The sequence below is a fragment of the Nocardia vermiculata NBRC 100427 genome, from assembly GCF_001613265.1.
Taxonomy (GTDB): Bacteria; Actinomycetota; Actinomycetes; order Mycobacteriales; family Mycobacteriaceae; genus Nocardia; species Nocardia vermiculata.
This window is the reverse complement of the sequence record NZ_BDCA01000021.1, coordinates 57,419-82,676: the sequence shown is the minus strand read 5'-3', so window position 1 is coordinate 82,676 and position 25,258 is coordinate 57,419. Positions and strand designations below refer to the sequence as shown.

Sequence of the window (25,258 nt, the reverse complement as noted above, 5' to 3'; positions counted from 1 at the left end):
GAGCACTGCAGACGGCGGCCGGCCCCGGGCTGAAGGGACCGACCGGCAGCGCATCGAAGGTGCCGGCGGGCCGAGTGCTGAAGGCGTCGGCCGGCAGCGGAGGGAAGGGGCCGTACAGCCGAGTGCTGAAGGCGTCGGGCAGCGCGTGGCAGGGCCCGACCCACAGAGTGTCGACGGAGCCGCGCAGCCGAGCCCGGAGTTGCGTGCCGTGGTGGATCGATGGAATCCGCAGGGGGCTGCGCTGCTGCGGTCGGTACCGGCTCCCGGCCCGTCGCTACCGGAGCCGTCCCCGGCGGAGCGGGCGCTGGTGATGCTGGTCGGCTCGGACGACGCCAATACCACGCTGCTGCGCACCGAGCTGGCGCGTTTCGAACCTCGGGTACTGCTCGCCGATACGATCAGCGATCCCGCGCTGCTGGTCGACGCCCCGGATTTCGCACCGGGAGCCGGTCCGGCGGTGGCGCTGGTGCTGCTGGATCCGGGTGCCGTGATCGGTGCCGCACTGGTCGGCCCGGTGGCTCGTCTGCACGCGGCCGGGACTCGGATACTGTTCGCGCTGAACGGCTTTCAAGCTCATCCGGGGTGGCGTGAGGTAGTGGACCGGGATACCGTCCTGCTCGCTCGGGTGCTGGGGGCCGAGCCCGAGATCGTGCCGGTATCACCGCGGTTGGCGGCGGCCGCGCGGACCGCACAGGATGCCGCGTTGCTCGACCGGTCCGGACTGGCCGCTCTGCATCGGGAGCTGAGCGTGGCGGTCGGCATCGGTGGTGGGGCGGACCGGATCGCGGCCGTCACCGCCCGGGTCCTGGCCGATACCCGCGCCCGGGTGGTGGGACAGATCGAGTCGTTGCGTTCGGGGACAGCGGTCGCGCAATTGCGGGCCGAGCGCGCCGCGGCGCTGGCCGGGCGGGACGGCGGCCGGGCGCAGTCGCTGGCGGCGTTGCGCAATCGTCTGCAATTGGCCCGGGTGGATCTGATGCACGAAACCGGTGCCCGGATGCGGACGCTGAACGCCGCCACCCGCGCCGATCTGGACCACCTGGATCGTCGCCGGGTGGGCGGATATCCCGAACGCTTGCAGCTGGCGGTGAATCAGGCGACGGCCGAACTCGACGGGGTGGTGCGGCATCGGCTCACCGAGCTGGCCCGCCAGATCGCGGCAGCGGCCGGACCCGCAACCGAGACGGCAGCGCCGGTGGGCGGTGCGACCGGTGCTGCGGCGGTTGCCGACGGGGTGGTCGCCGGGACCGGTGGTCCGGTTGCCGACCCCGCGGGTGGGCCGATGGCGGGTCCGATGCTGGGTGCGTCGAACGATCCGGCCCCGGCGGTCGGGCCCGATCCGGACCGTCGTCCTCGTGGTGTGGAGGATCGGCTGATGATCGCGCTCGGTGCATCAGCGGGTTTCGGCCTCGGGCGTCTGATCGTTGCGCCGTTGTCGCTGGTGCCGGCGCTCGATATCGCGACCGTGCCGATCACCCTGGCGCTCGGTGCGGGTGTCGCCTGGTGGGTGGTGCACTCCCGCGGGCGCCTGGCCGACCTGGCACATCTGCGGCAATGGGTCACCGACGTGCTGGTCGGGGTGAAAGCGCAGCTGGAGCAGCGAGTGGCGACCGCGCTGGTGGAAGCGGAGTCCGAGCTGACCGAGCTGGTGGTGCGGGCCAGTACCGCGCGCATGGTGGCGGCCGACCGCCGGGTCGCCGAGCTGGAGGGGCAATTGCGCCGCACGGCCTCCGAACGGCCCGCACAGCTGGCCGCCTGTGAGCGTGATCTGGCGCTGCTGGATGCGGTGGGGAACCACTGAAACGAACCGGTCGGCGTTTGCCCGCACCGCGCGGTCGACTGCCCGCTCGAGCGGGAAGGTTTCGACCCGGTCCCGAGTGAGCAACCCCATTCCGTACCGACGGTCACATGGCGTTAACCTCTTACTTAAGGAATCAGGGTGTCCGTCTCGTTCGCGTACGCCGCCCACGCCGGGGTGTGCTCGTCGGCGAGCCGGGTCGGACGTCCACCGCCACCGGCGGCCTTCCTGGTGTTGTGAGCTGTCTCGTGCAGCCTGCCCACCCCGCCGCACATATCAGGAGAGTTTTCATGACCTCAGCGACCATTCCTGGTCTTCACGATGGCACCGCACCGACCGAGCATGCGGGACTGCTCGCGTGGGTTCAGGAGGTCGCAGAGCTCACTGAGCCGTCACGGGTCGTCTGGGCCGACGGCTCCGACGAGGAATGGGATCGCCTGACCACCCAGCTGGTGGAGGCCGGTACCTTCCAGAAGCTCAACGAGGCGAAGAAGCCCAACTCGTTCCTGGCGCTCTCGGATCCTTCCGATGTGGCGCGCGTGGAGTCGCGCACTTTCATCTGTTCACACACCGAGGCCGACGCCGGGCCGACCAACAACTGGATGGACCCCGCCGAGATGCGGGCCACCATGACGCCGCTGTACCGCGGCAGCATGCAGGGCCGCACCATGTACGTGGTGCCCTTCTGCATGGGCCCGCTCGGTGCCGACGACCCGAAGCTGGGCGTGGAGATCACCGACTCCGAGTACGTCGTCGTGTCGATGCGCGTGATGACCCGCATGGGTAAGGCCGCGCTGGAGAAGCTGGGCACCGACCGCCCGTTCGTGAAGGCGCTGCATTCGGTGGGCGCGCCGCTAACTGGGGATGTCGCTGACGTTCCCTGGCCGTGCAACGACACCAAGTACATCACCCACTTCCCCGAGGACCGTGAGATCTGGTCCTACGGTTCCGGTTACGGCGGCAACGCGCTGCTGGGCAAGAAGTGCTACTCGCTGCGTATCGCCTCGGCGATGGCCCACGACGAGGGCTGGCTGGCCGAGCACATGCTGATCCTGAAGCTGATCTCGCCGGAGAACAAGAACTACTACGTCGCCGCCGCGTTCCCGAGCGCCTGCGGCAAGACCAACCTGGCGATGCTGCAGCCGACCGTGCCGGGCTGGCGTGCGGAGACTCTGGGCGACGACATCGCCTGGATGCGTTTCGGCGAGGACGGCCGCCTGTACGCGGTGAACCCGGAGTTCGGTTTCTTCGGTGTCGCCCCCGGCACCAACCACAGCTCGAATCCGAACGCCATGCAGACCCTGGAGGCGGGCAACACCGTCTACACCAACGTCGCGCTGACCGACGACAAGGACGTCTGGTGGGAGGGCCTCGAGGGCGAGCCCGATCACCTGATCGACTGGAAGGGTAACGACTGGTACCTGCGCGAGACCGAAACTCTTGCCGCGCACCCGAACTCTCGTTACTGCACGCCGATGTCGCAGTGCCCCACGCTGGCTCCCGAATGGGACGACCCGCAGGGCGTGCCGATTTCGGCGATCCTGTTCGGTGGCCGCCGCAAGACCACGATCCCGCTGGTGACCGAGTCCTTCGACTGGCAGCACGGCGTGTTCATGGGCGCCACCATGTCCTCGGAGCAGACCGCTGCCGCCGAGGGCAAGGTCGGCAATGTGCGCCGCGACCCGATGGCGATGCTGCCGTTCATGGGCTATCACGTCGGTGACTACATGAACCACTGGGTGAACCTCGGCAAGAACGCCGATGCCACCAAGTTGCCGAAGATCTTCTACGTCAACTGGTTCCGTCGTGGCGAGGACGGCCGCTTCCTGTGGCCCGGATTCGGTGAGAACTCCCGCGTGCTGGAGTGGATCGTCAACCGTATCGAGGGCAAGGCCGGCGCCGAGTCCACCGCTGTCGGCAATGTGCCCACCGCGGCCCAGCTCGACCTCGAGGGCCTGGACGTGGATCCGGCCGATGTCGATGCCTCGCTGAAGGTCGACCTGGACGAGTGGCGCCGGGAGATTCCGCTGATCGAGGAGTGGTTCGAGTTCGTCGGGGACAAGCTGCCCTCCGGTGTGCGTGACGAATTCGAGGCCCTGAAGCAGCGTTTGGGCTGACCGGCCGGATTCGTCTGCCCGGTAGCGGCGAAACTGTACCGCCCGCATCATCTTTGCGATGGTGCGGGCGGTTCGTCGTTTCTACCGTTCTTCGGAAGTTGGTCGCACGAAATGGCGCGCTTGTCCTATTCTTGGTGTGTTCTGCCTTGCATGGTTGACTGTCCGTGGTTGCGGGTAATTAACCAATCGGCTGAACTGATGCCTGCTAGTGCTTGTGGTTTCCGTGAGTCTGACCGCCCGGTCGGGGCTATCTGGGAGGTAGGTGTGGGCATGACCGAACTGGATTTCGATGCTGTCGATGTCTCGGTGTTAGCTGATGCGGGCCTGGTGGATCCGGCAGCGGTCGCTGCGCCCGGTGAAACCAGTACCCCGCTGCATCGCGCGGCGGCCCGGTTGCAGGCGGTACTCCCTTCCGGCTGGCAGGTCGATATCGACCGTGCGACGCCGCGCCTGCGCGATGATCCGCAGCCGGTACTGCGGGTTACGGCGGTGGACAACTGATTTCGGGGCACGCTTCACATCGAGGACATCTCCGACTCTCGCATTCCGACAAAAGCGTGAAACCCTACCTCTCGGTTGGTTTTTCGTAGAACGCACTATTGCGTTTTGCCCCCACGCAGCGCATGTATAGGGCAAACTTTGCTTCGGACGATTTTACAAATGCAATCGCAGGGGAGTCCGAAATCATGGCGGTGCAAGTGGTCGATCGATCGCTGATGACCAGTGATCAGACCCCACATCAAGCGAGGTCCGTCGGTACCGGTGGCTGGGTGGTGTCGTTCCTACCCGGCCGGACCTTGACACTCGAGCAGGCGACAGCCGCGCTCCAGGCGGCCGAGGTGGTGGCAACAGTGAGCTCACTGGCCAGCAGTGTCGGTCTGACCCCGATGGAGACGGTCGGCCTGGCCATGCAGGAGCCGCCCTGGCGCGAGCCGGCTCGGCGCAGTCGCCGCCGCGGCCTGCTGGAGTAGCGCCGACCCGCATCTCGCACAGCCGCCACCCCTCGGATGCCCCGCCGGCCTAGCGTGCGGTGCTACCGGCGTCCGGCACAGCGCCGCCGGGTTTGCTCGCGACGATCACCAGATTGCTGACCAGTAGTTCGCGGAGGAACGGAATCCGGGTCACCCACCAGGCCCAGCGCGGGTGGTAGCGCGGAAATGTGGCCAGGATGCGTGCGGGGCCCGCACCCGTCCTCCGGGCCCAGCGCAGCCCGTCGGCGGCGGTCACCGCGAACAGAGAGCTCCCGAAGCGGTTCTTCGGTGGACGGCCGGTGCGGCGGAGATACCGACGCGCCGCGAACTCGCCGCCCAGGTAGTGCCAGGGACCGGTTTCGTGACCGCCGAACGGCCCCAGCCACACGGTGTAGGACAGCACCATCAGCCCGCCCGGCTTGGTGACGCGCAGCATCTCGTCGGCCATCAGCCAGGGACGGGGCACATGCTCGGCCACATTCGACGACAGGCAGATATCCACCGCATCGTCGCGGATCGGAAGCGCCATTCCGGAACCGCGCACCGCGCCCGCCACGGTGAGGCCCGCGGCGTGCATCTCGGCGGGGTCCGGTTCGATCGGGATGTACCGTGCGCCGGCTGCGGCGAACTCCTCGGCGAAGTAGCCCGGTCCACCACCCACGTCGACCACTGTCGTCCCGGTGAGGTCGCGGCCGGTGAGGTCACGGTAGAAATCGGCGATCAGGTCGGCGGTGTCGCTGGCGATGCCGCCGTAGAACCGGCCCGGATCGGTCTGCTCGAAGCGGAAGCTGGTGAGCAGCCGCAGCGAGCGGCGCAGGGTCGCTCGGCGCGCGAAACGGGCTGCTGGGCGAGTCGAACGCGGGACTGCCCGGGTGGCGAGGCGCAGGGGTGCGCGGGGCGTGGCAGGCGGGGACGACTGCGCTGTCGACTGCGGCGCGATACAGGGGGTGGCCCGGCGCGCGAAGCGAGGACGCTGTCCGGTGGGATCGGGTCGAAGCATGGCCGGACCAGTTTACGCAGGTACCGTAGCGACTCGAACGTGCGCACGGCCGCTAGGGTGGAGCGCGCTGCTGTCATTCGCCGCGAACGATCTGGAGAAGTTGTGCCCGAAGCCGGCCCCCGCGAACCAGGCGCGATTGCGCAGGTCGACGCGCGTGCGGACGCCGGGCCCGCGCCCTCGGCTGTCGCGCTCGACGCCCTGAGGGCAGCTCCCGGGATCCTCGTGCGGCAGGCTCACGACGACCGGACCCCCGCCGGATCGCTCGCGCCGGCAGACCCGTTCCTCGCCACTCTCGAGCAGCACACCGACGTCGTCCCCGAGGGCTCGAACGCCGGCATTCGCGAGGTTCTGCTGCTGTGCTGGCGCGATACCGGGCATCCGCAGGGCGGCGGCAGCGAACGGTACCTGGAGCAGGTCGGCGCCCAGCTCGCCGCGCACGGGGTGAAGGTGACGCTGCGGACCGCGCGCTACCGCGGTGCGGCCCGACGTGAGCATGTCGACGGCATCGACATCAGCCGGGCAGGTGGCCGCTACAGCGTCTATCCGCGCGCTCTCGCCGCCATCGTCGCCGGGCGGCTGGGCTTCGGCCCGCTGCGCGGTCTGCGTCCGGACGCGGTCGTCGACACCCAGAACGGCATCCCCTTCTTCGCTCGCGCGGTCACCGGGGCGCCCTCCGTGGTGCTGGTACACCACGGCCACCGCGAGCAGTGGCCGGTCGCGGGCCGCCTGGTCGGCCGGATCGGCTGGTGGATCGAATCCTGGCTGTCCCCGCGCGTGCACCGCAACGACCAGTACCTGACGGTCTCGCTGCCGTCCGCGGAAGAACTGGCAACCCTCGGCGTGGATCGCGAAAGGATCGCGGTGGTCCGCAACGGCGCCGAACCCGTCCCCGCCGAATCTCCCACCGGCAGCGAATCCACCCGCACCCCGCATCCGAGCATCGTGGTGCTGTCCCGCCTGGTCCCACACAAGCAGATCGAAGACGCCCTCGAGGCGGTAGCCGGCCTGCGCTCCCGTATCCCCGGCATCCGATTGGACGTGATCGGTGACGGGTGGTGGTCGGAAAACCTGAAAACCTATGCGCATCAACTGGGTATCGCCGATGCGGTAGTTTTCCACGGCTACGTCGACGAACCCCGCAAACATGAATTGCTTTCCCGCGCTTGGGTTCAGGTCCTTCCCTCCCGCAAGGAAGGCTGGGGCCTGGCAGTAATCGAAGCAGCCCAGCACGGCGTCCCCACCATCGGCTACCGCAGCTCCCGCGGATTGACCGATTCCATCGTCGACGGGGTGACCGGAGTCCTGGTCGACGACACGGCCCAACTCACTGCAACGGCCGGTGATCTCCTCGCCGATACCGAGGGCCGAATTGTCATGGGGGAGAAGGCTCGTGCGCGGGCAGGAGAGTTCTCCTGGGAGCAGACCGGGGCCGGCGTGGGGGCAGTACTGGCCGCAGCAGCCTCCGGGCGTTTCGTGGGCGGGCTACTCGGCACTCGCCAGTCGAAGGAGTCGGAGCGAGGATAGACGCTCGCCAACCGGCGCTGCGCTGTATGCTCGCGTACCTCTCTGTCGCTACCAGCAAGTAGATTGGAAGGAAGTGCGCGCAGCGGCGGAGCTGAACCCCGCCAAGCTGGCGGCGGCGCGACAGCGCGAAGAGGACGCGCAACGCGCCTACCGACTCGCTCAGGTACGCCGGTCGCAGGCTGGAACGCAAGCCGAGATCGCCGAGGAGATGGGTGTTACTCAGACTCGGGTGTCTCGTATCGAGCGTGGGGATATCGCGCACACGGAACTGGGCACATTGGAGACGTACATCGCGGCCATGGGCGGGAGATTGCGCATCGTCGCGGAATTCGGAGACGACTCCCTCGCCCTACACTGAATGTCTTACTGGAAAGACTCCGCGGCCGGCATCGTTTCCGCGATGTCTTCCGGGCTCAGGCCGAGATCTGGCGGACCGTGTCGGCGATGGCACGGAAGTCCTTGCTCAGGATCTTGGAGTGGTTACTGGAAACCTTGGCGCTGAGGACGGTGTTCGGATTGTGCGCGAAAACCGCGTCGAGTGAGGCCCGTAGCTTTTCCATCTCTCCGTCCTCGCTACCGAGGCTGTTGCCGGCGGCCACGACGAACCGCACCGGGCGCCGCAGACGTTCCAGGATCGGACCACTGGCGGCGGCGATCTCGTTGAGTTCGATGTTGACCTCGGCATGCTGAGCGGCACTCATTCGCGCGGCCATCCCGAACGGGCGGGTCAGCGGCAACAGGAACCGCATGCGGTGGAACAGTTTCCGGATACGTTCGGCTCCCTCGGGTCCGGTGAGACCGTAGGGGCGGAATCGACGGTCACCACGCCGGCAACACGATCAGGATTGCGGTCGGCCCAGTGCCAGGCCAGCACCCCACCGTAGGACCAGCCGACGAGAATCGCGCGGTCCACCCCGCGGGCGGCGAGTACGGCGTCGATATCGCGCAGGCAGGCCTCGAAGGAATAGTCGCCGGCCTGCTGGGACTTGCCGCGCGCCCGCTCGTCGAACGTGATGTGTCGCAGGCCGGGGCCGAGTTCGGCGATCACCTTCCGCCAGTGTTTGTGGTCGGCGTAGGCGCCGTTGAGGTAGACGACCGGGATCCCGGTGCCGCCGCTGTCGCTCACATACAGGGCGGTGTCGTCGACGGGCACCATGCCGGTCCATGCCGAGGCGGTCGAATTGCTGGTCGCGTTGTTCGCTGCGGTGTTCATGTGAATACTGTCGCCGCCGGGGCTGACACCGCTCTGACACCAGGCTGACGCCGGCTGACAGGGCAAATACCGGGATGGATCGGAGCCGCCGCAGCCCCTGTACGCGGAGGGCGCGATGCTATCGTGATGTCGGCTTGCGCATCTGACCTGACGTGCAGGGCTGCAAGGGTATTCGGTTCGATAGGGGTGGGGCGTGACATTCAAGATCGATCCGACGTCGCTGGGAAACGCGGCGCGGATTATGAGCGATTTGGCCGAGCAAGTGAACGATACCGAGCAGGTCCCGCGTCTGGCGGCGAACCGGGGCACCTCGGCCATGCAAGGCTCGGCGATCACAAAGGCTCTGGAGGGCGCGAATGCCGCGAGTACGCAGGCCAAAGCGGTGTTGACGTCTCGGTTCGAGGGCATCGGTGGCCTGTTGTACAACACCGCGGAGCACTTTCGCGGTACCGATGTGGAGTTGGCGGAGGGGCTGCGCGATATCGGCGACCTCAATACGGCAGGGGAGTAGCCGATGACTGTCACGAAGTCTCAAGTCATGGGATGGAACCTGCAGCCGTTCGCTGATATCGCAACTGACGCCGACAAAATCACCACGGCTATCGACACCATGGCCGACAAGATGCACCGGACCATCTACGACTTGGAATGGTCCGGGCAAGCGTATGGCGCGGCGACCGACCGCGCCGAAGATGAGAAGCAGCAGATGCGGAAGGTCGGTTCGGCCTATTTTCAGCTCGCGGAGGCTTGCCGGTCAGTGTTCGGGCTGCAGGTGACGGTCACGGACGCGCAGAACACGGTTCGGTCGCTGGAAGCCGCTGGGCAGTTCCGGGTGGACGACGACTGGACGGTCCACGCCGCAGCCGAGGCCGACGAGAACGAGGCCCAGAACAATGCGATCAAACTGAAAGGCCTTGCCTCTCATCTGGATAGCGAAGATGCGCGACTCGGCCCGATCATCGCGGCAGCCGTGACCGAAATCAGTGCGATGGCACCGGTCGCCGCCACGTTGTGTAACCCGCACGCATACTCGGACATGAGCGCCGATTCGGCGAAAGACGATTTGCGTGACTTCGAAGACGGGACAGCCACCCCGGAGCAGGTCGCTCGGCTCGAGTTGGCGACGCAGCTGTCACCGGAACAACTTGCCGCGTTGCAGCGGGGCGAGCAGGTCGATATGCCTGCCGAACAGTTCCAATACCTGCAAGCGTTGATGCGCGGTCAAGACGGTATGACCATGGACCAGATCGAGGGTCTGGGGTCACGGATGCCCGACGGCGACGGAGCCAAGGTTCAGGCCGCGATGGCCGACGCGATGCAGATCGTCTCCAACCCGCAGGTCCATGCCGACGGCGGGAATCGCGGGGGCATGCAACAACTTCCCGACCGAGTCCGCGATCTACTGGTCGAAACCCCCTACCACCAGTCGAGGGGCGGGCCGTGGGTCGACAAGCGAGGCTTCACCTCGCTGACCCACATCATCAATCGCGGTGAGCCGGCCCTGGCCTCGGGGTCGGACTTGGATCGAGGATTGCTCAAGCAGGCCGCGGAGATCGTCAAGATCGATGATCACCGGAATTTCGGCGAGCTGGACGGTCTCGGCAGCGTGGCCGACAAGATGCTCTACACAGCGAGCCGCGACCATCACGCGGTATCGGACTTCATCACCGGCGACGGCATGCAGGCGACCGTCAACTCTGTCGGCCACTACGATACCGACGACCATTTCATGTCGGTCCTCACGCATGACTGGGGCGATGACGAGCACGGCGCGGAAAAGCTCTTCAACTGGATCGACGATGCCGCAGACGACCCGGACCCCAAGGTAGCCGCCAACGCCGGCCACACCGCCGATGCCCTCGCTCGCCGGCTGGTCGCCGACAGCGACCACCTCGCATTGAACCTACCGGGGCACGGGGGCGAGTCGCTGGGGAAGGTGAATCCCGGAGTTACCCAGGCACTTGCGGAATCGATGACGCCGTACCTCGGCAATTTCGTGAATGCTCCGGACAGCATGCTGGTCAACCACACTGCAGGAAGTTTTGACCAAGTCGGTGACCTGACGAAATTGTTCGACGTTCTGGATTCCGATCCTGTCGCCGCGAAAACGATCAATGCCGCCGGCTCGCAGTGGAATGATTACCTGGCTTACCAGGCAGGAATGAATCCGGACCAGGCGCCCTCGCTCGGTCAGCGATCGGGACAGATTTCCCAGGCGATGAGCGATGGTTTTCAAAATCAGCTCAAACATCTCGACGAGCAAAATAAATGGGAATACACGCAGGACTACAACCACAAGGCTGCAGCTTCAGATACCGTCACCACGCTCGTCGGGGCACTCCCGGGGGTCAGTGAAACGATGGTCCCGGCTCTACTCAGCAGCGGAAACAGCTGGTTCAAAGTTGATGTTTTAGACGTGCCCGGCGACCCCACAAATCCGCAACCAGACGACGAGCTTGCCGGTAAGCTCAAAAAGGACATCACGGGGTTGACGCAGCCGGACACTCTCCGTCGTGAATATTGCTTGGCGTCTGGGTACTCGCAAATTCATCCAGAGATTATCTCCAGCTTCGACACCCGTCCGCCAGGAGCTCAAGGCCCCTACCCGAACCTGCTGCTGAGTTGGTCGGATGCGAAGAACAATTCAAACCAGTTCTTGAACATGTTCGGAGCCATAGACGACCCCGGACTCAAGAACTTCGGTGCGTACTTCAGAGATGGACGCGATGATCCAACCACCAGTGGCTCTGGTGGCGATCCGGGCGGTACGATCGGTGCGCCACGATGAAGGTCGCGGGTGGTACCGGAATAATCGGTGTGGTGTTATGTGGTGCAATGGTGGTCACGGGTTGCACCTCTGACGGAAATGATTCCTCGGAGCATTCGACCACTTCGGCCTTCGCCCCACCTCCTGAGGTCAACTCGACGTTTCGTTGGATCGACCCGATCGAAGATCTGAGAAGTCCCGATGCCACTTTCGTAAGAGCATTCACGGAGTCGGTCGCTGCATTTTCCAACACGGGAAAGGTAGCCGCCATATACCCTGGCTTCAGGGAGGCGGATAGGGTCGGTTTCAACCTGAAGGATTCTTGGCCTCCCAGGGTCAACCCGACTGTTACAAGGTACTTCAAGATTCTGAAGATGTCCCATCCCGGAAGCAGCGGTCCTGCCAGTGCTGTCATTTGCCGTGGAATGCTGCCGATGGAGCTGGACTACGTCCGTGAGGGGGCTCCGCCACCAGAGGGGGTATTCGGAGAATCTCCGCGACCCGATGGGGATGTCTTCGGCGGTTGGTACGCAACAGTGTGGACCACGCCCGAGAATCCTCCGAGCTCCGACGACGAAGCGTGTCAGAAATTCATGGAGCCGTATGAAGAGCTGACATATGAGTCCAAAGGCGCCAAGGAGTCAGCCCGCCCTTTCCCAGGTTGGCCCGGCCCCGCGTGAGCAAACTACTTCCGAGCGCACAGGGCTGCTGCATTATCCAGCCTCCTCGTGGCCATCCCAGTTATGCGCTGGTCTCGGCGCTGATACAGGATCGACGGTAGTGGCTTCGTGCGCTATGTGGCGGTCGGCCGGGCAGGTGTGACGACCACCGCCTACGGTCAACCCTCGACGAGTCGTCCAATAGTGCGGTCGAGTGCGGCGCACGGGTCGATGTGGAAGTCGCCGTAGCGGCGGGTGTAGGTGTAGCGGCCGTCGCCGTCGATGTCGAACCAGCTGATGTAGCGCGGTGGGAACGGGCGTTCGCTGTGGCGGTCGGTGCGGATTTCGATGTGGCCGTGGCCTGTTCGTGGGGCTGACAGGAGTGTGCGGATGCGGTCGGCAGTTGTGGGCTGGTCGCGGAGCAGGGTCTTCACCGGACCGGAGACTTGCACGCGCTCCCAGTTCTCGACCAGTGACTTCGTGTTTCCCGGGGGTTGTTTGCCGGCGACCGCCGCGAAGACACGAGCGACATGGTCACGGTTGCCGACTTCGACGACGATGTTTCCGCCGGTTTCCGGGTCGGGTCCGGGCCGCTGGACCACGCTGACGCCGATGTTGGCGGTAACGGCACCGTAGGCGCGCACCGGCTTCTTGCGGAAGCCGACCATGACCAGGGAGGTGTCGGGGTCTGCCGCTGTCCGCAGCACCGGTAGCAGGTCGGGATCTTCGACTACCGTAAAGCGCAGGCGCAGTTGCTGTTCCAGTGCGTCCCATTCGGCTTGCGAGCCGGCTTCCGGGCGGACGGCCAGTGGTGCCGGGAAACGGTCGAGTCCGAGCCGATCCCAGGCGAACATGAACTCCGCCTGGGTGAACTCCCACTTCATGCGTTACCAGTCGCTCTCGGTCTGCTTTCGCCGTTCGGGCGTAGCGTCGTGCGGGTCGGCACCGAATACCGGCGGCACTGCCGGAGTCGGGTCGCCGATGAGGTCGATCTTGTTGCGCTCGTGCACGAGCAGATCGGGATCGCCCTTGCGTTCCTTGTCTTCTTCGCCTTTACCTCGAGCGCCCGGCATGCCCATGCCGGGCAGTCCCGACGTGCCCGCTGCCGCCGCCGGGCGTCCGAGGAAGCCGGGGTTGGCGACAGGGTTTCCGGCACCCGGCACACCAGGCACACTGCGGCCCGGACCACCGGGGCCGCTCGGGCCGCCGTTGCTACCCGGACCGCGGGTGCTGCCCGGACCGCCGGTCCGGCTGTATCCGGGCATTCCGCCAGGTCCTGTGCCCGTGGCCGAGGTATTTACGTCGGCGGGCGTTGTTGCCGTCGGATCGAGCCCGGCCGCGGTCGTGGAGGTGGGCCGCTGGGTGTTCGCGGCTGGTGAGGTTTGGTTCGAAGCCGCGTCAGTCGAGGCCGGATCGGTTCCGGCTTGCTGGTCATCGCCGCTGTTCTGGTCGGCGGTGTCGCTGTGGTCTTCGGGGCCGGACTGGTTGTCGGTACCCGGACCGTCGACCGGTCCTCCGGTACCGCCGGGCACCCGGCCCACGACGCCCGGTGGATTGTCACCGCCTTCGTCGTCGGGAGCCGTGGGTGGCACGAACATCGGAACCTGCTGGCCCGCAGCTCGATAGGTCGGCACGTAATGGTTGACCATTGCCCACTGCGCGGTCTGCTCTTCCGATGAGGACGCCGTGACTCCGGCGACGGCATCCTTCGGACTCTCCGCCCCGGGCACCGCGGGTACGGGTTGCACCGGCGGGATCGGTGGCACCTGTTTGGTCACCACGTCGGCGCCGTAGGCCACGGCCTCGATCCGCCCCATCACACTCTGGGTGACATTGTGCATTTCCGACATCTGATTGGTGAACCGGGTCGTCGCCGCCGTGACGGCATCGGCGGCCGCACCGTCCCAGCCTCCCGCAATGCTTTTGCGCACCTTGGCATTCAGGCCCATGGTGTTGAACAAGGTGGCGTCGGCGATCTTCTTCCAGGTCTGCGCGGTGGTGTGCATGACACCGGGCAGCATGGTCGCGACGCCGTCGAGAATTTCCTGGTGACGCATGCCCCGGAAGAATTCCATCACCCCGTCGGGGATGTAATCGGCATCGTGGTCGGCGTTTCCGGCCACCGCGGCCGCTTCGGCGGCTGAGCTCTGATAGAACTTCGCCGCATCGGCTTTCGGGACGAGCGAGGGGTCCAGCGAGATATCACCCGCGGCTGCGGCCTCGGTGAGGCCGATGATCGGCGGGGTACTGCCAGGCTGCGGACCCATCAGTTGCCCTCACCGATGTAGGGCTCGAGGGTTTCCGCGATGTGGACGATGTTGTCGCAGGGCTTCATACCTTTGAGGCCACCCGGTGTCGAGACGATGACCGTGACGCCGAAGTAGCCGGCTTTGGTTTCCATGTCGATCGAGCAATCGTCGGAGGCGGTCTTGTTCGGGGTGAGCACCGCGTTGCGACCGTTGATGGACATATCCTGGGTTCGGCCTGCGTACTTTTTTCGCACCTCGTCCAGCGTGACATTGCCGGAATCCAGCTGGAGCGACTCGTCCTGATTGCTCACATCACAAGTAAGGAACGTGTATTCGGCAACCATGTCGTTGCCACGTTCTCTCGTCGACGGGTCCAATCCGAGCGAGCTGACCGCGGAGTCCGGAACCCACGTGCACGGGTCGAAGACGACCTTCGGCCTGCCGGACGATTCGGCGTATTCGTTGTCCTGTGATGGCGGCTGCAACTTGGAGGCGGTCAACGTTGGTGGCGTTGATGTCGTTGTAGTCGTAGCTGTGGCCGTGGTCGGTTGACTGGCGGCCTCGGGGGTAGAGCTGTTGTTGCCGCACGCCGAGACCGAACACACCAGTGCCAGACCGGCGGCAAACACGGGAATTCGAGGCAGCGCGCTACGGCTTCGCATCGGGCATGGTCCGATTCGCTGCTTCGATCGCCGCCGCATTCGATGCCTCCACCTCGTCGATCAACCCGGCTGCCTGGTATATCGCCGCCGCCATACGGTGCGCGGATTCCTCGGCCGCTTTGTAAGCATCGAACGCCTGGCGAGCCTTGTTCTCAAATCCGCGCTGTAAATGCTGCGCTGAATCGAAGCCGCCGAACCCACCGAGGCGTTGCAAACGCTCCACGTCCTGCCGACGCTCGCCCATCTCCTCAGCGAACCACTCGTAATGTCCCGCGACCTCGCGAGCCGCCTCGGGATCGAGTTTGAATCGTCCCCCGGAGGCGGCGTCCCACAGCTCGGCCGCTGCTTCTCTACCCAATGCCATGATGGCTCCCGCCGAACGGGACACAACCCGTCATCACATCAGCCATGAGATTCCCCCTCAGACAGCGTTGGACGTGCCGTCAGGCTAACACGACCCCGGGCCGCCCTCCGCTGTCGTTGCTACCGTGACACCATGCCGGACGGCCCCCAGAATTCGATCGAGTCCTGTTCCGACGACAACCAGGGAGACCAGGACCTTCGCCTTCCCGCGACGCCCGAGGAATACATCGATGCCTATGCCGAGATCTGGCGGCGTTTCGCCGATGCGTCGGCGGAGCTGGCCGCGAGTACCGCCGGTATCTGGTGGAACGCTTTGCCCGTGGCACGGCCCGAGGGGCTGAATATGGTGGGTCTCGCCGGTTTGATGGCTTCTCGGCTGGCGAAATTGGGTCCCGAGGGTGATCCGCTCGAGTCCGCGATGCTCGCCCTGGTCGCGTATGCGCAGGGCGCGCACGGCCAGGCGATGGCGGAGGTCGAGCAGATCGAGGAACTGCGGGCCGAGCTTCGCGAGCACGCCGACCGAAACGGTTCATGACTCGAGCCACTGCTCGATTCGCTCGAGGTCGGTGGAGGAGAAAATGTCCTCGCGGTATTCGTTGTCCAGCAGTTTCCATTCGTAGCGCGGGAGGGCGCTGCGGACGAGAACGTATCCGGCACGTTCGGCGCGTGTGGTGAGCGCGCGGATTCGATCGAGATCCGGATCATGTTCTGCGGGAGCGTGCTTCGCAGTGGGATCAGTCATCGTGGCTACTCCATAGGGGGTTTCGGCGGCTGGAGTCGGGCTGGATGCGACCGGCGGCGACGAGGGCGGCGAAGGCTGCCTGCTTGCGGGGGCAATCGTGTTTGCGATGGAGCTGCATCCAGGTGTGCGCGTCGTCGAGGGTGAAGGGCTGGTTCGGGCGGGTACAGCTCCACTGGTCCGGCCAGGTGTAGGAGTGGGCTGCCATCGCTCACCGGTCGGATCTGTCGTGGTGGCGCGCGTCGTTCGCGAGTTCGTTCAGGCCGGCGAGTACCTGCTCGAAGGTCGCAACCGGTACCTCGTTGTGCGTAAAGGTGCTGTAATCCGCTGCGCTAACCGGGAATTCGACGCCTCGTAGATGTGCGCGTTCGCGCGGGCTCCAGCGTGGCGGTTGCAGTCGCCGGTAGTGCACCAGCGTGCGGTAGGCGACCTGTTTCCACGCGCAGTGCTGGACGCGACAGTCGCGATGTACCTGCATCAACGCGTGAGCGAGGTCGATTACCGAGTGTTCGCAGATGCCCGACGTGGAAACGAAAGTATCCGCGATCGGTGGAGGGCGCATAGGGTTCGATCTCCTTGTGTGGCCGGCTTGGGCGCGGTTCAGAACACACCGTCCGATGCTGGGGGACAAGCGTTTACGAACTGCCCAAAAGAAATTGCCCCATTCCCCAGCGCCTGGTCCATGGCTTGTCGCACAATCAACCAGGGACCCCCATGCCGATGCTCACCGGCACATCGCTCCGAATCCAGCCACTGCGCGACCGAAACCCAAAGAGGTGGACCGATGCCCAAGTTCGAATCGACAGTGCCCCGGCGGCAGCTCGGCCGCTACCTGCGCGAGCTGCGGTTCGCGTCCGGGATGACGATCGCTGAGGCCGCGACGTTGGTCGAGCGGGGCTCGAGCACGTTACAACGGCTCGAAAAGGGTTCGGCGGAGCGTATTCGGGTTCTCGATGTGGAAGCCCTGTGCCGCATCTACGACGCCGATGACACTACCTCCGCGGCGCTGCTCGGTTTGGCGCAGCAGGCCAAGGTGAAGTCCTGGTACCACGAATACGGCGACCTGATTCCCGAGAATTTCGACGTGTACATGGGGCTCGAGGTAGCTGCCCGTAGTCTGAAGACCTACCAGATCGAGCTGGTTCCGGGGCTGCTCCAGACCGCCGATTACGCTCGCGCGGTCATCAAATCGGGTCTGCCGGACGAGTCGGATGCCGATATCGAACGACGGGTGCGACTGCGCATGCAACGCCAGGTGTTGATCAGACGGAAGAGTCGGCCGGCGCAACTGAACGTCATCCTGCATGAGACTGTGCTGCACCGGATGGTGGGTGGGAGCCGGGTCATGGACGCTCAGCGTCGTCACCTGGCCGATCTCAGCACGCAGCCGAACGTGACGCTGCGAGTTTTGCCGTTCGCGGGAGCACTCCCACGCTGCTCGATCACCGGGGTCTTCACGATTCTGGACTTCGGAAAAGACAACAAGGGCAACGCCATCGAGCCGCCGGTGGTGTTCATTCCTGGCCTTGCGGGTGACATTTATCTGGAGAAGGAAGCCGACATACGTCGGTACGATCGAGCCTACGAGGCCATCCAGGCGGCCGCACTGGACGCTCAAGCGAGTAGGGACCTGCTTCGCAGCAGGCGGTAAAGGGAGTTGTGCAGATGAACGTTGACCTATCCGGAGCCAAGTGGTTCAAGAGCACCAAGAGCGATGCCACCAAGGATTGCGTCGAGGTCGCTTTCCTCGACGGCGGCATGGTCGGAGTCCGCGACTCCAAGAACCCCACCGGCCCCGCCCTCGTCTTCACCCCCGGCGAATGGGATGCCTTCGCCGGCGGTGTGCGAGACGGCCGGTTCCCACGCTCGTAGGGGGTAGCGCCCCTACCCGCCCGCGTTCGCAGGCGTAGCGCCCCTACGCACCCGTGCTTCGGGGCCGCGTCCGGCGTCCTGCTCGTTGTCGCGCTCCCGGAGTCGGCGCGTCGCGCAGCGGTAGGGGCTGATCGGGGGCCGCGTAGGACCTGCGAGCGAACCTGTCGGACCGGGGGCACACAATGGTCACCGACCATTGCGAAGGAGCGCTGTGACCACCGCCCGCATATCCCTGTCCGAGCTGGAACAGTACCTCGGCCGTGCCGCCGACCTGCTACGCGGCAGTATCGACCAGGCCGACTTCAAGGCATACATCTTCCCGCTGATGTTCTTCAAACGGATCAGCGATGTGTATCTGGAGGAGTTCGACGAGGCGCTGGCGGAGTCCGGCGGCGACCACGAGTTCGCGGCGTTCGCCGAGAACCACCGGTTCTCCCTTCCGGACGGAAGTCTGTGGGACGACGTGCGTGCCCACACCGCGAATATCGGCAACGCCTTGCAGACGGCGTTCCGGGAGATCGAGAAGGCGAACCCGGAGACGCTCTACGGCATCTTCGGCAGCGCCAACTGGACCAACAAGGACAAACTGCCCGACCGCAAACTGGCCGATCTGATCGAGCACTTCTCCACCAAAACCCTGTCCAATGCGGCGGTGGCGCCGGATGTGTTCGGCAACGCCTACGAGTACCTGATCAAACGCTTCGCCGACCAGTCGAACAAGAAGGCCGGCGAGTACTACACACCGCGCTCGGTGGTGGCGCTGCTGATCAACATCCTCGACCCGGTAGAGGGCGAGACGGTCTACGACCCGGCCTGCGGCACCGGTGGCATGCTGATCGAGGTCATCGAGCACGTGAAAGCCGCGGGTGGCAGCCCGAAGACGCTGTGGGGCAAGCTCTACGGCCAGGAGAAGGTACTGACCACCTCGGCGATCGCGCGGATGAACCTGCTGCTGCACGGTATCGAGGATTTCACCATCATCCGGGAAGACACCCTGCGTGAGCCGGGATTCTTCAGCGGCAACCACCTGGCCCAATTCGATTGTGTAGTAGCCAATCCGCCGTTCTCACTCAAGAACTGGGGCGAAGGGGCGTGGGCTACCGACAAGTGGGGCCGGCACGAACTCGGCGGCGTGCCGCCGAAAGGATACGCCGACTGGGCGTGGGTGCAGCACATGCTCACCTCCGCCGATCCGCACGACGGGCGGGTCGCGGTGGTCCTACCGCAGGGCGCGTTGTTCCGACAGGGAGCCGAAGCGAAGATCCGCACCCACATTCTCGACTCCGATGCGGTGGACGCGGTGATCGGTCTGGCGCCGAACCTGTTCTACGGCACCGGTCTCGCCGCCTGCGTGTTGATTCTGCGACGCGGAAAGACCCCGGAAGAGCAGGGGCGGGTGCTGTTCATCAACGGCGAGTCCTTGTTCAAGCGCGGGCGCAACCAGAACACCCTCGAGCCCGAACACGCGCGGAAACTGCTCGAGGCGTATGAAACATATTGCGATGTGGACGGTTTCGCACGGGTCGTCGAACTCGAGGAGATCGCCACCAACGGCTACAACCTGAACATCCCGCTGTATGTGACACCGGCCGACACCGACGAGACTGTAACGCTGGCCGACGCGCTGGCGAACCTGGAAGCAGCCCAGGCGAACGCCGCGCGCACGCGCGCCGCCCTGGAAGCCGAATTGGCGAAGTGGGGATTGGGGGCCGAGGCATGAGCACGACACGGATCAGCCAGCGCGAGCTGGAGTCCTACCTGTGGGGCGCCGCCATCGTCCTGCGCGGACTCATCGACGCCGGCGATTACAAGCAGTACATTTTCCCGCTGGTGTTCCTGAAACGCATCTCCGACGTGTACGACGAGGAACACGCCGCCGCCGCGCGGATCTACGGTGACGAAGACCTCGCCGACCTGCCCGAGAACCACCGATTCGCCATCCCCGACGGCTGCCACTGGAACGATATCCGTTCCGTCACAAGCAATATCGGTGCCACCATCCTGCACGCCATGCGCTCGATCGAATCGGCCAACCCCGACACCCTGCCCGGCGTTTTCGGCGACGGCGATTGGGGCAACAAGAACCTGCTCCCCGACTCCACCCTCGCGGACCTGATCGAACACTTCTCCACCCGCACCCTGACCATCGCCAACCTGCCCGAAGACGAACTGGGCAACGGCTACGAATACCTGATCAAAAAATTCGCCGACGATTCCGGACACACCGCCCAAGAGTTCTACACCAACCGCACCCTGGTCCACCTGATGACAATGATGCTGCAACCACGCCCCGGCGAATCGGTCTACGACCCGACCTGCGGCACCGGTGGCATGCTCATCTCCACCGTCGCCGAGGTCAAACGCCAGGGCGACGAGTGGCGCAACCTGCGCCTGTACGGCCAGGAACTCAACTACGGCACCTCCGCCATCGCCCGCATGAACCTGTTTCTGCACGGGGTGACGGACGGACACATCGCCCACGGAGACACGCTGTCGCAGCCTGCTTTTCACGACGGAGCCGGCAAGCTGCAGACCTTCGACGTCATCCTCGCCAATCCGCCGTACTCGATCAAAGCGTGGAATCGGGCAGCGTTCGCGAAAGACCCTTACGGGCGGAAACTCTGGGGAGTGCCGCCGCAGGGCCGCGCAGACTACGCGTTCTTCCAGCACATCGCAGCGAGCCTTGATCCCGAAACCGGTCGTGCGGCAATTCTGTTCCCACATGGGGTCTTGTTCCGCCGCGACGAGTCTGTGATGCGTCAGAGTCTCGTCGAATCCGATCTCGTGGAATGTGTTCTCGGACTCGGCGAAGGCTTGTTCTACAACTCGCCGATGCCGGCTGCGGTGGTGGTGCTCCGGACGAGCAAGCCGCCGGACCGCCGGAACAAGGTCCTGTTCATCAACGCTGTGGATGAGGTTTCGCGAGTGATGGGTCAGTCCCAGCTCGATGATGCGCACCAGCAGAAAATTCTCAACGCGTACCGCACCTTCACAGACCAGAGTGATTTCGCTGCGGTCGCGACGGTAGAGCAGATCACTGCCAACGGGGGGAGTCTGGAGATCGCGCGCTACGTTGCCGCGCCGAACCGGAACGCGTCTGCCCCACGAGCGGATATCTCCGAAAGCCTCGAGAGATGGCGATCTGCGGCCGATCAGTCCGACCGGACCATCGCCGACGTCCTGTCCTTGCTTCGATCGGAGATCTCAGCGTGACACTGCAACTCGATAAACGCAGTGGAAGCGCGTTGCGCTGGGCGAGGTGGTCCGGCACGTTACCGACCGGGTCGACCCCGAAACGTCTGGGCTGGAACGCTTTCTCGCTGGTGAGCATATTCCGAGTAACAACCTTGCGATCACGGACTGGGGTGTGATCGGCCGCGATCCGATCGGACCGATGTTCTACAAGCGATTCAAGCCGGGACACGTACTGTACGTCTCACGCCGGACCTACCTCCGAAAGGTAGCGGTGCCGGATTTCGTCGGCATCACCGGGGAGAAGACCTTTGTCCTGGAGACAAAAGACCCGAACGTCCTCCTACAAGAGTTTCTCCCATTTGTCATGTCGGCCGAAGTATTCCACGCCTACGCGGTCTCAAACTCTCGCGGTTCTGTCAATCCATATTTGAATTGGGGAGAACTGGCACGGTACGAGTTCGATCTGCCGCCGTTGGATGAGCAGAAGCGGATTGCTGATTTGTTGTGGGCTGTAGAAACCAACCGACAAGCAGCGGCAACAACACTAGCGTGCCTCTCGGTGGCTCGAACCAAGTGGACCGATGAAGAAGTTTACCGCCTCGGAACTTACGTCATCCCATTCGAGGAAGTGTGGGCTTGTTCTCCTGAGAGCGGCTGGTCTGCCAGGCCAGTCGATGAGCATACCGGGCGATACGTACTTTCCCTTGCAGCGCTTGGGCCGGAAGGTTATCGTCGCGGAAACCTCAAGAACGTGGTGGACACGTCGAAGACCCGAGGTGCGACGCTGCGACCGGGCGACCTGTTGATATCCCGAGCGAATACCATCGATTTGGTGGGACGTGTCGGCATATTCTCAGAAGTACGCGACGATGTCTCTTTTCCCGACACCATGATGCGGTTGTCGCTGGAGTTGCATATCCTTCCGGAGTTCGCGGCGGCAGTGTTGAGCAGCACTCACGGACGGAAGCACATGCGACGAACTGCGGCAGGAAGTGCCACTAGCATGGTGAAGATCAACAGAAGATCGCTTAGTCGGTTTCAATTCCCGGCACCACCATTAAATCGACAGCGAAAAGTTCTCGACGAGCTCGAAAAATTTAAACTCGCTGCTGGGTCCGCCGAGGATGAGATTGCATCTCTCGATTCTCTCAAGACAACGCTTCTCAGTAAGATTTTCGGAGAATAGTATGGCCCAGTTCAACGAAGCCAACACTGTCCGCGATTTCGTTCGCGATATTGTGAAATCGACCGACGTCCAGCCCGTCCCCGGTTCCGAACTCCCCCGCCGCACCGATCAGGTACTCCTCGAAAGCCGCGTCAAAGAAGCCCTGATCAACCTGAACCCCGAGGTCGGCGACTCCGAGGCCGAGCAGGTGTTGCATCAGTTGCGGGCGATACTGATCTCGGCGCGGGACAGTAAGCATCCGGTGGTCGCCAATGAGCAGTTCATGGCGTGGTTGACCGGGCAGAAGTCGATGCCGTTCGGGCCGAACGGGGAGCATACGACGGTTCGGTTGATCGACTTCGATCATCTCGACGATGATTCGGCGAATCAGTGGGCCGTGTCGACCGAGGTCACGTTCCGGCAGGGGCGGGTCGAGAAGCGGTTCGATGTGGTGTTGTGGTGCAACGGGTTTCCGTTGGTGGTCGGTGAGGCGAAATCGCCGACCCGTTCGGCCTACACCTGGATCGACGCCGCCGCGCAGATCCATCACGACTACGAACAAACCGTGCCGCAGTTTTTCGTCCCCAACGTGTTCTCTTTCGCTACCGAGGGCAAAGACTTTCATTACGGCACGGTCGGGATGCCGGTCGAGTTGTGGGGGCCGTGGCGGGAAGAGACCACCGACGAGGACGCGCCGGCGAAGTTCGGGTTGACCGCGGTGCGGGAGGCCGTCGAAGGCGTCCTGAAACCTGCTGCGGTGCTGGACTTTCTGCGGTTCTTCACCATCTACGCGACCGACAAGCAACACCGCAAGATCAAAATCATTGCCCGGTTCCAGCAGTTCCAGGCCACCAACCTCATCGTCGAGCGAGTGCTGCGTGGCACCATCAAACAAGGTCTGATCTGGCATTTCCAGGGTTCCGGCAAATCGCTGCTGATGGTGTTCACCGCGCTGAAACTGCGGGCGATGGCGGCGTTGACCAATCCGACCATCCTGATCGTGGTCGACCGCATCGACCTCGACACCCAGATCACCGGCACCTTCAACGCCGCCGACGTACCGGGACTCGAACCGGCGGACACCCGCGCCGGACTGCAGAGCATGCTCAGTGTCGGCGCACGGCGAATCATCATCACCACCGTGCAGAAGTTCGGCGAGGCACCCGGAGTGCTCGATGCCCGCGACAACATCATCGTCATGGTCGACGAGGCACACCGAACACAGGAAGGCGACTACGGGCAGCGGATGCGTGAGGCACTGCCGAACGCATTCCTGTTCGGCCTCACCGGCACGCCGATCAACAAGCGCGACCGCAATACGTTCATGTGGTTCGGGTCGGCCGAGGACGAAGGCGGCTACCTGTCGCGCTACTCGTTTCACGACTCCATCCGTGACGGGGCCACGCTGCCACTGCATTTCGAACCGCGGCTGTCGCAGATCCACATCGACCAGGAAGCCATCGACACCGCCTTCGACGAACTGGTCGCCGATCGGGGACTGTCGGAGAACGAGAAGATCACCCTCTCGCAGAAGGCCGCCTCGATCGAGGTGCTGATCAAAACCCCGTCCCGGATCGCGAAGATCGCCGCCGACATCGCCGAACATTTCCGCACGAAGGTCGAACCATCCGGGTTCAAGGCGCAGGTCGTCGCCTACGACAAGGCATGCTGCGTAGCTTACAAGGCCGAACTGGACAAGTACCTCGGCGCCGACGCCTCGACCATCGTGATGTCGAAAACACGTGCCGACTCCAAGGATTGGGCACAGTGGTCGCCCAACGCCGACGAGTTGGAACAGATCCTCGCGCGGTTCAACGACCCCAAGGATCCACTGAAGATCATCATCGTCACCGCGAAGCTGCTCACCGGGTTCGACGCCCCCATCCTGTATTGCCAATACCTGGACCGGCCGCTGCAGGAACACACCCTGCTGCAGGCCATCACCCGCACCAACCGGGTGTATCCGCCGCACAAGACGCACGGGCTGATCGTGGACTACCTCGGCATCTTCGACGATGTCGCCAACTCGCTGGCATTCGACGAGAAATCGGTGCGGCAAGTCATCTCGAACATCGAACAGCTGAAGGACGAACTCGCGCCCGCCATGGCCACCGCACTGGCCTTCTTTCCCGGTGTCGACCGGACCGTCGGCGGCTACGAAGGGCTCGTGCAAGCCCAATCCGCGATCGCCGACGACGAGAGCAAAGATGCCTTCGGCCGTGCCTACAGCGTCGTATCCCAACTATGGGAGGCGCTGAGCCCCGACCCGATATTGACCCCGTTTCGCGACGACTACCGCTGGCTGACCGACGTATACGAATCGGTGCGGCCCTCCGACATCACCGGCCGACTGGTCTGGCACGCGCTCGGAGCAAAAACCGTCGACCTGATCAACGAGCACGTGCAAGTGGAGATCCCGCAGAGCACCGAGAAGATCGTGCTCGACGCCCAAACCATCGAAGACCTCATGCTGGGCCGACGCAGCGACATCTCGCACGAGGAAATCGAACAGCAGATCACCGCCCGAATCGCGCGCCACCTCAACAACCCGATATTCGTCGAACTCGGCCAACGCCTCAACGCGCTCCGCGAAAAATACGCCGGTATACAGCAATCCAGCCTCGACTTCCTACGCGAGCTCCTGGAACTGGCCCGCGACACCGTTGCCGCCGAGAAGACCACCGAGCAGATCCCCCGCGAACAGCAAGGCCAGGCCGCCCTGACCGAACTGTTCGAAGCGCTGGAAACCGAACAGACGCCCATCATCGTCGGCAACGTGGTGGCCCGCATCGACGAAGTGGTGCGGGGTGTGCGCTTCGACGGTTGGCAGGACACCATTCGCGGTGATCAGGAGGTACGCCAGGCGCTACGCCGAACGCTCTACGTCCAGTTCAAGATTCGAGATAACGATGTGTTCGAAAAGGCGCTGGGGTACGTGCGGGAGTATTACTGAGCGTGCATCCG

General features: G+C 64.3%; 25 protein-coding genes. 15 read left to right on the top strand and 10 right to left on the bottom strand.

Annotated elements, in window-relative coordinates:
* Positions 1 to 145 precede the first annotated feature (145 nt).
* From NV2_RS21475 to NV2_RS21460, 4 genes are all read left to right on the top strand, one after another.
* On the top strand, positions 146 to 1,801 hold the full coding sequence (locus NV2_RS21475) for a hypothetical protein (RefSeq protein ID WP_245662718.1): 1,656 nt from the start codon (positions 146 to 148) through the stop codon (positions 1,799 to 1,801).
* A 287-nt stretch (positions 1,802 to 2,088) separates the two neighbouring features.
* Entirely contained in the window at positions 2,089 to 3,915 is a 1,827-nt protein-coding gene (locus NV2_RS21470; protein ID WP_067877355.1) for a phosphoenolpyruvate carboxykinase (GTP), read from the top strand.
* Positions 3,916 to 4,185: 270 nt separating this feature from the next.
* Positions 4,186 to 4,416 (top strand): hypothetical protein, encoded by a 231-nt coding sequence (locus tag NV2_RS21465; RefSeq protein WP_067877352.1) that lies wholly within the window; start codon positions 4,186 to 4,188, stop codon positions 4,414 to 4,416.
* A 185-nt stretch (positions 4,417 to 4,601) separates the two neighbouring features.
* On the top strand, positions 4,602 to 4,886 hold the full coding sequence (locus tag NV2_RS21460) for a hypothetical protein (protein WP_067877349.1): 285 nt from the start codon (positions 4,602 to 4,604) through the stop codon (positions 4,884 to 4,886).
* 49 nt (positions 4,887 to 4,935) lie between these two features.
* On the opposite strand, the gene NV2_RS21455 is transcribed toward NV2_RS21460, so the two are convergent.
* Positions 4,936 to 5,886: a class I SAM-dependent methyltransferase gene (locus NV2_RS21455; protein ID WP_084475215.1), complete on the bottom strand. Its 951-nt coding sequence runs from the start codon at positions 5,884 to 5,886 to the stop codon at positions 4,936 to 4,938.
* A 336-nt stretch (positions 5,887 to 6,222) separates the two neighbouring features.
* Between NV2_RS21455 and NV2_RS21450 the strand changes: the two genes are divergently transcribed.
* Positions 6,223 to 7,410: a glycosyltransferase family 4 protein gene (locus NV2_RS21450; RefSeq protein ID WP_067877493.1), complete on the top strand. Its 1,188-nt coding sequence runs from the start codon at positions 6,223 to 6,225 to the stop codon at positions 7,408 to 7,410.
* 73 nt (positions 7,411 to 7,483) lie between these two features.
* A complete protein-coding gene (locus NV2_RS21445; RefSeq protein WP_245662717.1) occupies positions 7,484 to 7,768 on the top strand; it encodes a helix-turn-helix domain-containing protein in 285 nt (94 codons plus the stop codon).
* A 55-nt stretch (positions 7,769 to 7,823) separates the two neighbouring features.
* Here the strand turns inward: NV2_RS21445 and NV2_RS32340 are convergent, their stop codons facing one another.
* Together NV2_RS32340 and NV2_RS32335 are read right to left on the bottom strand one after the other, a co-directional pair.
* Entirely contained in the window at positions 7,824 to 8,159 is a 336-nt protein-coding gene (locus tag NV2_RS32340; RefSeq protein ID WP_245662716.1) for a hypothetical protein, read from the bottom strand.
* Positions 8,138 to 8,623, bottom strand: a complete 486-nt coding sequence (locus tag NV2_RS32335; protein ID WP_245662715.1) for an alpha/beta fold hydrolase — start codon at positions 8,621 to 8,623, stop codon at positions 8,138 to 8,140. Before NV2_RS32335 ends, NV2_RS32340 begins: the two co-directional genes overlap by 22 nt.
* Positions 8,624 to 8,816: 193 nt before the next feature.
* Here NV2_RS32335 and NV2_RS21435 point away from each other — a divergent pair, with 193 nt between their 5' ends.
* Both NV2_RS21435 and NV2_RS21430 read left to right on the top strand, forming a co-directional pair.
* Positions 8,817 to 9,134 (top strand): hypothetical protein, encoded by a 318-nt coding sequence (locus tag NV2_RS21435; protein ID WP_067877347.1) that lies wholly within the window; start codon positions 8,817 to 8,819, stop codon positions 9,132 to 9,134.
* A gap of 3 nt (positions 9,135 to 9,137) precedes the next feature.
* Positions 9,138 to 11,411: a TPR repeat domain-containing protein gene (locus NV2_RS21430; protein WP_157103009.1), complete on the top strand. Its 2,274-nt coding sequence runs from the start codon at positions 9,138 to 9,140 to the stop codon at positions 11,409 to 11,411.
* A gap of 817 nt (positions 11,412 to 12,228) precedes the next feature.
* On the opposite strand, the gene NV2_RS21425 is transcribed toward NV2_RS21430, so the two are convergent.
* The 4 genes from NV2_RS21425 to NV2_RS21410 are packed head-to-tail and all read right to left on the bottom strand — an operon-like array spanning position 12,229 to position 15,324.
* The gene (locus tag NV2_RS21425; protein WP_067877341.1) at positions 12,229 to 12,933 is read right to left on the bottom strand and encodes an ESX secretion-associated protein EspG; all 705 of its coding nucleotides are present in this window, start codon (positions 12,931 to 12,933) and stop codon (positions 12,229 to 12,231) included.
* 3 nt (positions 12,934 to 12,936) lie between these two features.
* On the bottom strand, positions 12,937 to 14,316 hold the full coding sequence (locus NV2_RS21420) for a hypothetical protein (RefSeq protein WP_067877338.1): 1,380 nt from the start codon (positions 14,314 to 14,316) through the stop codon (positions 12,937 to 12,939).
* Positions 14,316 to 14,960 (bottom strand): DUF3558 domain-containing protein, encoded by a 645-nt coding sequence (locus NV2_RS21415; RefSeq protein ID WP_168436187.1) that lies wholly within the window; start codon positions 14,958 to 14,960, stop codon positions 14,316 to 14,318. Before NV2_RS21415 ends, NV2_RS21420 begins: the two co-directional genes overlap by 1 nt.
* On the bottom strand, positions 14,947 to 15,324 hold the full coding sequence (locus NV2_RS21410; RefSeq protein WP_067877333.1) for a hypothetical protein: 378 nt from the start codon (positions 15,322 to 15,324) through the stop codon (positions 14,947 to 14,949). The genes NV2_RS21415 and NV2_RS21410 overlap by 14 nt, the downstream gene beginning before the upstream one ends.
* Before the next feature lie 132 nt (positions 15,325 to 15,456).
* Here NV2_RS21410 and NV2_RS21405 point away from each other — a divergent pair, with 132 nt between their 5' ends.
* Positions 15,457 to 15,858, top strand: a complete 402-nt coding sequence (locus tag NV2_RS21405) for a hypothetical protein (protein WP_067877330.1) — start codon at positions 15,457 to 15,459, stop codon at positions 15,856 to 15,858.
* On the opposite strand, the gene NV2_RS21400 is transcribed toward NV2_RS21405, so the two are convergent.
* The 3 genes from NV2_RS21400 to NV2_RS21390 are packed head-to-tail and all read right to left on the bottom strand — an operon-like array spanning position 15,853 to position 16,624.
* Complete coding sequence (locus NV2_RS21400; RefSeq protein WP_067877328.1) at positions 15,853 to 16,065, bottom strand: hypothetical protein; 213 nt, start codon at positions 16,063 to 16,065, stop codon at positions 15,853 to 15,855. The genes NV2_RS21405 and NV2_RS21400 overlap by 6 nt on opposite strands.
* Positions 16,058 to 16,270 (bottom strand): hypothetical protein, encoded by a 213-nt coding sequence (locus NV2_RS21395; RefSeq protein WP_067877326.1) that lies wholly within the window; start codon positions 16,268 to 16,270, stop codon positions 16,058 to 16,060. The genes NV2_RS21400 and NV2_RS21395 overlap by 8 nt, the downstream gene beginning before the upstream one ends.
* Positions 16,271 to 16,273: 3 nt before the next feature.
* A complete protein-coding gene (locus tag NV2_RS21390) occupies positions 16,274 to 16,624 on the bottom strand; it encodes a hypothetical protein (protein WP_067877323.1) in 351 nt (116 codons plus the stop codon).
* Between the two features lie 222 nt (positions 16,625 to 16,846).
* Here NV2_RS21390 and NV2_RS21385 point away from each other — a divergent pair, with 222 nt between their 5' ends.
* The 6 genes from NV2_RS21385 (at position 16,847) to NV2_RS21365 (ending at position 25,247) form a co-directional block, all read left to right on the top strand.
* Entirely contained in the window at positions 16,847 to 17,713 is an 867-nt protein-coding gene (locus NV2_RS21385; RefSeq protein ID WP_067877321.1) for a helix-turn-helix domain-containing protein, read from the top strand.
* Between the two features lie 14 nt (positions 17,714 to 17,727).
* Positions 17,728 to 17,934: a DUF397 domain-containing protein gene (locus tag NV2_RS21380; RefSeq protein ID WP_067877487.1), complete on the top strand. Its 207-nt coding sequence runs from the start codon at positions 17,728 to 17,730 to the stop codon at positions 17,932 to 17,934.
* A gap of 211 nt (positions 17,935 to 18,145) precedes the next feature.
* Positions 18,146 to 19,654, top strand: a complete 1,509-nt coding sequence (locus NV2_RS21375; protein WP_067877317.1) for a type I restriction-modification system subunit M — start codon at positions 18,146 to 18,148, stop codon at positions 19,652 to 19,654.
* On the top strand, positions 19,651 to 21,147 hold the full coding sequence (locus NV2_RS21370) for a type I restriction-modification system subunit M (protein ID WP_067877314.1): 1,497 nt from the start codon (positions 19,651 to 19,653) through the stop codon (positions 21,145 to 21,147). The genes NV2_RS21375 and NV2_RS21370 overlap by 4 nt, the downstream gene beginning before the upstream one ends.
* A 46-nt stretch (positions 21,148 to 21,193) precedes the next feature.
* On the top strand, positions 21,194 to 22,315 hold the full coding sequence (locus tag NV2_RS31000; RefSeq protein WP_084475212.1) for a restriction endonuclease subunit S: 1,122 nt from the start codon (positions 21,194 to 21,196) through the stop codon (positions 22,313 to 22,315).
* A gap of 1 nt (position 22,316) precedes the next feature.
* A complete protein-coding gene (locus NV2_RS21365) occupies positions 22,317 to 25,247 on the top strand; it encodes a type I restriction endonuclease subunit R (protein WP_067877312.1) in 2,931 nt (976 codons plus the stop codon).
* The last annotated feature ends 11 nt before the right edge of the window (positions 25,248 to 25,258 follow it).